Origin of the sequence: Streptomyces sp. SID1328 (assembly GCF_009865595.1) — a bacterium.
Lineage (GTDB): Bacteria > Actinomycetota > Actinomycetes > Streptomycetales > Streptomycetaceae > Streptomyces > Streptomyces griseoluteus.
Map to the genome: position 1 here is coordinate 1 of NZ_WWKH01000965.1, position 6,903 is coordinate 6,903.

Here is a 6,903-nt window from a genome sequence, read left to right on the forward strand (position 1 = left end):
CGATACTGGGATTGAACCAGTGACCTCTTCCGTGTCAGGGAAGCGCTCTCCCGCTGAGCTAATCGTCCTTGGAGGTGGAGACGGGATTTGAACCCGTGTAGACGGCTTTGCAGGCCGTTGCCTCGCCTCTCGGCCACTCCACCAGGAGCGTAGGGATCGGGAAGACACCCTACTTCCTGCGAGCGGACGACGAGGCTCGAACTCGCGACCTCAACCTTGGCAAGGTTGCGCTCTACCAACTGAGCTACGTCCGCTTGTCGTTTCGGTCGGCTTCCGCGTCCCGGCGACGTGTTGAACTCTAGCGGATTCCTGAGCCAGCACAAAAACGCGTTTGCGCAGCGTGCTGCGGTGCACCCGGCGGCCACCCCGGTCAAGGTTCCCGCGAGCCGCCCGTCCGGCTCGGCTTTCGGACACCCGTCCTAGACTCGGCCATGTGCTCCACCTCCCGGCCGCCGCCTCCTCCCGGACTCCTCTGGCCCGCTTCGGCGACCGCCTCGCCACCGGTCTCCTCGACGTCACCAGCGACCCCGCCGCCCTCGACTCCACCGGCTTCTGGGCCGTCGTCGCCGGCTTCGAGGGCGCGCTGACCTGCGCGCGCTTCGCCGACGTACGGCACGCGCCCGTCCCCGCCCCGGTACCGGGCGCCTGGGAGGGTCCAGCACCCGAGGACTGGACCAGCTCCCTGGACCGCGCCGCCTACATGAGCGCCGTGCAGCGCATCCGGGAGCACATCGCGGCCGGCGACGTCTACCAGGCCAACCTCTGCCGGGTGCTGAGCGCGCCGGTCGGCCCCGACGCCGACGTGGACGCCCTCACCGCCCTGCTGGCCCGCGGCAACCCCGCCCCCTATGCGGGCACCGTACGGCTGCCGGAGCACGGGGTGGAGATCGCCACCGCCTCGCCCGAGCTCTACCTGCGCCGGACCGGCCGCACCATCGAGTCCGGGCCCATCAAGGGGACCGGGCGCACCGAGGCGGACCTGCTGGAGAAGGACCACGCCGAGAACGTGATGATCGTGGACCTGGTCCGCAACGACCTCGGCCGCGTCTGCGCCACCGGCAGCGTCACCGTCCCCGAGCTGTGCGTCACGGAGAAGCATCCCGGACTCGTCCACCTCGTCTCCACGGTGCGCGGCGAACTGCGCGAAGGCACCGGCTGGCCCGAGCTGCTCGCGGCCACCTTCCCGCCCGGCTCGGTCACCGGCGCCCCCAAACCGAGCGCCCTCGCCATCATCGCCGCCCTGGAGACCGCCCCGCGCGGCCCCTACTGCGGCGGCATCGGCTGGGTCGACGCCGACCGGGGGACCGCCGAGCTGGCCGTGGGCATCCGTACGTTCTGGATCGACCGGTCCGCCGACGGCCCGGCAGCCCTCCGCTTCGGCACGGGGGCCGGGATCACCTGGGGCTCCGACCCGTTCGCGGAGTGGCGCGAGACCGAACTCAAGAGGGCCCGGCTGCTCAGGGTAGCGTCGGGTCAGTACCAGGAAAGTGGAAAGGCCCGCACATGAGCATCTGGCTGGACGGCGCCCTGCGGGACGCCACCACCGCGAGCGTCTCCGTCTTCGACCACGGTCTTACCGTGGGCGACGGCGTCTTCGAGACGCTGAAGGCGGTCGACGGCAAGCCGTTCGCGCTCACCCGGCACCTCGACCGGCTGACCCGCTCCGCCCGCGGCCTCGGCCTGCCCGACCCCGACCACGACGAGGTCGCCCGCGCCTGCGCGGCCGTGCTGGAGGCCAACCCCATGCCGCTCGGGCGGCTTCGGATCACCTACACCGGCGGCCAGGCCCCCCTCGGCTCCGAACGCGGCGAGCACGGCCCGACCCTGCTCGTCGCCGCGAGCGAGGCCACCCGCCGCCCCGACTCGACGGCGGTCGTCACGGTTCCCTGGATCCGCAACGAACGCGGCGCCCTCACCGGCCTGAAGACGACCTCGTACGCCGAGAACGTGGTCGCGCTGGCCCGCGCGCACGAACAGGGCGCGTCCGAGGCGCTGTTCGCCAACTCCGTCGGACAGCTCTGCGAGGGCACCGGCTCCAACGTGTTCGTCGTCCTCGACGGCGAGATCCACACCCCGCCGGTCCCCTCCGGCTGCCTGGCCGGCATCACCCGCGCGCTGACCGTCGAGTGGACCGGCGCCAAGGAGACCGACCTTCCGCTGGACGTGCTGGAGCGCGCCGAAGAGATCTTCCTGACCTCCTCGCTGCGCGACGTCCAGGGCGTGCACCGGGTCGACGGCCGTGAACTGCCGAGCGCGCCGGGCCCGGTGACCGCCAAGGCCATGCGGATCTTCGAGGAGCGCTCGCGCGCCGACCTGAACCCGTGAGACCCCATCCGCCCGGCGGGCGCCGGTAATTGGGCTGAGCCGGCGCCGCCGAGCGGGTAGAACTCCCGTTGATGACGACGACACTGCGGCCGACCGAGCCGCTTCAGCAGCACGCGGACGGCACCCGTTCACGCCGCTTCCAGGTGTGCGTGAACAGCCGCCCGGCCGGTGAGATCCACCTGGACACCTCGCCGTTCCTCGGCCCCTCGGTGGCCCGCGTCACCGACCTGCGGATCGACGAGTCCGACCGGCGGCGCGGCCGGGGCACGGTGGCCATGCTCGCCGCCGAGGAGGTGGCGCGAAGCTGGGACTGCCGCCAGATCGAGCTGACCCTCCCGGCGGAGAACGAGGCCGCGTCCCGCCTCGCCGACGCCCTCGGCTACGTCCTCCGCAACCGGGGCATGCGCAAGCGGCTCGGGGACGAACCCCCGCGGCTCCCGCCCGGCAGCACCGCCCGCCCCATGACCGGGGCCGAGTTCACCGCCTGGCAGCAGGCGGAACGGGAGCGGTACGCGGGGGAGTGGATCGAGCGCGGCGTCCCCGAGGCCGACGCCCACGCCAAGGCCCGGCGCGACCACGCCACCGTCCTCCCGGACGGGCTCGCCACCGAGGGGGTCTGGTTCGGCGTCCTGGAGCACGAGGGAACCCCGGTGGGTCACGTCTGGCTGGGCCGCCGCGAGGACGAGCGCTGGATCTACGACATCCAGACCGACGAGGCCCGGCGCGGCCGGGGCCACGGCCGCGCCCTGATGCTCCTCGCGGAGGCCCGCACGATCACCGGGGGCGGCCGCACCCTCGGTCTCAACGTCTTCGCGGGCAACACCCCGGCCGAGCGGCTGTACGAGTCGCTCGGCTACCGGACGACGTACCGCACGCTGACCAAGCCGCTGCTGTAGCGGCTCAGTCCCCCGCGCCGGCCAGCAGGCGGTCGGCGATCTCCTCGATCCGCTCGCGCAGCCCGTCCTGACTCTTGCCGCCGTCCAGGCGCTCGCCGCCGATGACATAGGTCGGGGTGCCGGTGACGCCGATCGCCTTGCCCTCGGCCTGGTCGGCGTCCACGATCAGGATGTGCCGCCCGTCGATCAGGGCGACCTCGAATTCCTCGGCGTCCAGGCCGAGTTCACGGGCCGTGTCCACCAGCACGGCCTCGCCGCGCCGGTCCAGTTCGTCGGTCCGCGCCAGCACCGCCTCGATGTACGGCCAGCCCTGCCCCTGCTCCACCGCCTCCTCGGCGGCCTGGGCGGCGGCGAAGGAGTGCTTGTGCTTCTCCAGCGGGAAGTGCCGCAGCCGGATCTCCAGCCGGTCGCCGTAACGGGCACGCAGGGCGCGTACGTCGTCCAGGGCGCTGCGGCAGTCGGGGCACTGGAGTTCGCACCAGATGTCGAGCACGACGGGCTCGGGGTGCGCGGGGGAGGTGTCGCTCATGCGGCCCAGTCTTCCAGGCGGGCCGGGCCGGGCCCAATCCCGGCGGTGGGCACCCTGCCTGGTGGGGACCCCGAGGGGGGCCGGGGGCATCCCTGAGAAGTCCCTGATCTCCGGGCCGGACCATGGCCCCGCCGGGGGCGGACGGTGCAGGATGGAAAGGGACGAAGCGCACCGCCGGTGCCCTCGCCGCACCCGGCCCGGAACACCGGACCGGAGGACCGACCGACCCGCGAGGAGGACCGGATGCTCGCCGAGACCGTCTGCTCCGCCGTGTCCGCGGCGGGCCTGGGCATCGCCGCGGTCACCGCCTACCGCAAGCGCTTCCTGACCGCACTGCGCATAGCCGCCTACTCCCTGATCCCGGTCGGCCTGGTGATGACGGGCGCCGTCGGATGGCTGGCCAGTACCGCCTTCAGCCCGCTGGCCTGGGCCGGCTTCGGGGTGCTCGGCGCGTCCTGGGCACTCTTCGCCCTCGTCCGCGCCGTGGAGCACCGCCGGGGCGCCCGCACCGCGCGGGCGACTGCCGCCGACGCTCCGGCCGCTCCGGTGAGCCCGTCCGCCTCCGCGGCCGCCCTGGGCCGGAAGGCGGGACCCGGCTCCCGGCCCGCCTCGGCACCCCCTGCTTCCCCGTCCTCCTCGGAGGACTTCAGCGACATCGAGGCCATCCTCAAGAAGCACGGCATATGAGCCACTGGCATATGCCGACACCCGTGACCTGCGCATGACGGGCCTCTCGCCACATACCGTCACCCCGCGCACGAAACCGTTCACCACGCGGAGCGACGCGAAAGCTACGGTGCGAATTCGGCGCAGTCCCGCACTTTACGTGTGTGTTGATCGCGTACAGGGTCCGGCCTGGTCCATCATCGCGGCGAGATGGTCGACACGACACAGAGCGAGGCCGCGCCGCAGAAGGACGAGCCGCGCGGGTGCCTCTTCGCCCTTTCCCAGCCACCGCTGATGATCTTCCTGGCGGTGATCGGGTGTCTGATCCTCATGGCTGCGCTGCACGATCTGCTGTTGCTGTGAGCCGTACGCGCCCGTCCCGGCGTCACCCGCCGGGACCGGCGTCGAACCGCACCCGGCACGGCCCCGGCGCATCCCGGCCCGGCTCAGCCGGCCGCCTCCTTGCGGCGCGCCCGGTAGGCCGCCACATGCAGCCGGTTCCCGCAGGTCCGGCTGTCGCAGTAGCGGCGCGAGCGGTTGCGGGAGAGGTCCACGAAGGCGCGCCGGCAGTCCGGGGCCTCGCAGCGCCGCAGCCGCTCCTCCTCGCCCGCCACCACGAAGAAGGCCAGCGCCATCCCGCAGTCCGCCGCGAGATGGTCGGCCAGCGAGGCGCCCGGGGCGAAGTAGTGCACATGCCAGTCGTAGCCGTCGTGGTCCGTCAGCCGGGGGGTGGTGCCCGCGGCCGCGACCAGCTCGTTGATCATCCCGGCCGCCGTGCGGGCGTCCGGCGCGGCGAAGATGCCCGCGAACCGGCTGCGGATCTCCCGCACCGCCGCCAGGTCCGGCTCGGACAGCGTGCCGATGTCACTGACGGCGTGGCCGCGGGTGAACTCCGCCAGCGCCGCCACGTCCGGCAGTCCGTCCGCCGCCGTGCCGTCCTCCGGCGCGGTGTTCACCAGATCCACCACGGTGTCGAGCGCGCACCGGGTGTCGTGGGTGATCAGCACGTTTCGCTCCCTGGCCTGAGGGTCGGGCGAGCGCCCGCCGATGGGGGCAGATGGTAGCGACAACCGCGCCCGCCCCACCGGGCGCCGCCCGACGGCGGCTCCTGCCCCTGCAACGCCCGCCCCGCCGCCGGGGTTCCCCGGACCCGGTGAGCGCCGCGTACGCGCACAGCGGCGCCGCCTCCGTGACTGCTCACGGTGACGACGCCGCTGGGTGCCCTATGCGGTTGTCTCGGCCCGCGCCGTCTCCCCGAGTGGACGGCGCCGGGCGGCTCGGTGGGGTGTCGTGGCCTAGTTCTCCGCCAGGATGTGGGACAACTCCTGGTCGAGATCGAAGTGCCGGTGTTCCGTGCCGGGCGGCACGGCGGCGTCGGTTCGCTTCAGGAAGGACTCCAGGGCCCGTGCGGGGGCCTCCAGCAGTGCTTCGCCCTCCGGAGAGCTGAGGGCGATGCAGACGACGCCCTGACCATGGCTGCGCGATGGCCAGACGCGGACGTCGCCGGTGCCGGTGGGCCGGTGCAGCCCCTCCGCGAGGAGGTCACGGGCGAACACCCACTCGACGGTCTCTTCGGCTCCGGTGTGGAAGGTGGCGTGCACGGCGTAGGGGTCGGCCGTGTCGTACCGCAGGCCTGCGGGGACAGGCAGGGAGGACTCGCTCGACACAACGAGGCGCAGGTGCAGCTCGCAGCTGACCGTGGTGTTCATAAGCGCCAGGGCCTTTCGCTCAGTGTGCGCTCGGGGATTCGCACGTCGGCGAAATCGACATGCCACCTACGGTGCCGTTGTAAACCCCTTCGAGGGTTTTGCGTGGCTTTAGGTACCTCTTCCGGCCGAGCAGTGATACGAGATCTGCCACCATTCCAGTGACTCATTCGCTCCGGTAGGGTTTGACCGTATGAATACGGGGAGTGACGAGCCGGGTGAGGTCGCCGTGGTGCCGGACAGGGCGGGGACGGGCGAGGGGCCGGCCGACGACGGGCTGGGCTCGCGGGCGCCGGAGTTCGTCAAGCAACGCAGGGCCCTGCACCTGAGCTGGCAGGTCGGCGTGTTCGTGATCGGCCTCGCCGTGGTCGTGGCGGGCATCGTCATGCTCCCGCTGCCCGGCCCCGGCTGGGTGGTGATCTTCGGCGGCATGGCGATCTGGGCGACCGAGTTCGTCTGGGCCCAGCTCGTGCTCCGCTGGACCAAGCGCAAGGTCACCGAGGCCGCGCAGAAGGCGCTGGACCCCAAGGTGCGGCGCCGCAACATCACCCTCACCGTGATCGGGCTGGTGATCATCGGGGTGCTGGCCGGGATCTACCTCTGGAAGTTCGGCGTCGTCGCGCCCTGGAGGATCAAGGACCAGTGAGCCGGTGCCGCAGGTGGTCACAGGCACCCGCTGACATGGGGTAATGTTCTTCCTGCGCCCAGGGCGATTAGCTCAGTGGGAGAGCGCTTCGTTCACACCGAAGAGGTCACTGGTTCGAACCCAGTATCGCCCACC

At 72.1% G+C, this 6,903-nt stretch carries 9 protein-coding genes and 3 tRNA genes; 7 read left to right on the forward strand and 5 right to left on the reverse strand.

What is annotated here, in order from left to right; translation table 11 throughout:
• Positions 1 to 69: 69 nt before the first annotated feature.
• Positions 70 to 143, reverse strand: a tRNA-Cys gene (locus GT030_RS31205).
• Positions 144 to 181: 38 nt separating this feature from the next.
• Positions 182 to 254, reverse strand: a tRNA-Gly gene (locus GT030_RS31210).
• Between the two features lie 179 nt (positions 255 to 433).
• Between GT030_RS31210 and GT030_RS31215 the strand changes: the two genes are divergently transcribed.
• From GT030_RS31215 to GT030_RS31225, 3 genes are all read left to right on the forward strand, one after another.
• Positions 434 to 1,507 (forward strand): chorismate-binding protein, encoded by a 1,074-nt coding sequence (locus GT030_RS31215; protein ID WP_161203965.1) that lies wholly within the window; start codon positions 434 to 436, stop codon positions 1,505 to 1,507.
• Positions 1,504 to 2,325 (forward strand): aminodeoxychorismate lyase, encoded by an 822-nt coding sequence (locus tag GT030_RS31220; RefSeq protein WP_161203966.1) that lies wholly within the window; start codon positions 1,504 to 1,506, stop codon positions 2,323 to 2,325. Before GT030_RS31215 ends, GT030_RS31220 begins: the two co-directional genes overlap by 4 nt.
• Positions 2,326 to 2,396: 71 nt before the next feature.
• Positions 2,397 to 3,221, forward strand: a complete 825-nt coding sequence (locus GT030_RS31225) for a GNAT family N-acetyltransferase (protein WP_161203967.1) — start codon at positions 2,397 to 2,399, stop codon at positions 3,219 to 3,221.
• A 4-nt stretch (positions 3,222 to 3,225) separates the two neighbouring features.
• Here the strand turns inward: GT030_RS31225 and GT030_RS31230 are convergent, their stop codons facing one another.
• Positions 3,226 to 3,750 carry a DsbA family protein gene (locus GT030_RS31230; protein ID WP_202460787.1) on the reverse strand — a complete coding sequence of 175 codons (525 nt, stop codon included), beginning with the start codon at positions 3,748 to 3,750 and terminating at the stop codon, positions 3,226 to 3,228.
• 243 nt (positions 3,751 to 3,993) lie between these two features.
• Between GT030_RS31230 and GT030_RS31235 the strand changes: the two genes are divergently transcribed.
• Together GT030_RS31235 and GT030_RS35955 are read left to right on the forward strand one after the other, a co-directional pair.
• Complete coding sequence (locus tag GT030_RS31235; protein WP_161203968.1) at positions 3,994 to 4,437, forward strand: hypothetical protein; 444 nt, start codon at positions 3,994 to 3,996, stop codon at positions 4,435 to 4,437.
• A gap of 189 nt (positions 4,438 to 4,626) precedes the next feature.
• Positions 4,627 to 4,779 (forward strand): hypothetical protein, encoded by a 153-nt coding sequence (locus tag GT030_RS35955; RefSeq protein WP_165425682.1) that lies wholly within the window; start codon positions 4,627 to 4,629, stop codon positions 4,777 to 4,779.
• A gap of 83 nt (positions 4,780 to 4,862) precedes the next feature.
• Here GT030_RS35955 and GT030_RS31240 read toward each other — a convergent pair whose 3' ends face one another.
• On the reverse strand, positions 4,863 to 5,423 hold the full coding sequence (locus GT030_RS31240) for a CGNR zinc finger domain-containing protein (RefSeq protein WP_161203969.1): 561 nt from the start codon (positions 5,421 to 5,423) through the stop codon (positions 4,863 to 4,865).
• Between the two features lie 288 nt (positions 5,424 to 5,711).
• Positions 5,712 to 6,125 carry an SsgA family sporulation/cell division regulator gene (locus GT030_RS31245; RefSeq protein WP_010351314.1) on the reverse strand — a complete coding sequence of 138 codons (414 nt, stop codon included), beginning with the start codon at positions 6,123 to 6,125 and terminating at the stop codon, positions 5,712 to 5,714.
• Between the two features lie 190 nt (positions 6,126 to 6,315).
• Between GT030_RS31245 and GT030_RS31250 the strand changes: the two genes are divergently transcribed.
• Positions 6,316 to 6,768: a TIGR02611 family protein gene (locus GT030_RS31250; RefSeq protein WP_161203970.1), complete on the forward strand. Its 453-nt coding sequence runs from the start codon at positions 6,316 to 6,318 to the stop codon at positions 6,766 to 6,768.
• Between the two features lie 61 nt (positions 6,769 to 6,829).
• A tRNA-Val gene (locus GT030_RS31255) sits at positions 6,830 to 6,901 on the forward strand.
• Positions 6,902 to 6,903 lie beyond the last annotated feature (2 nt).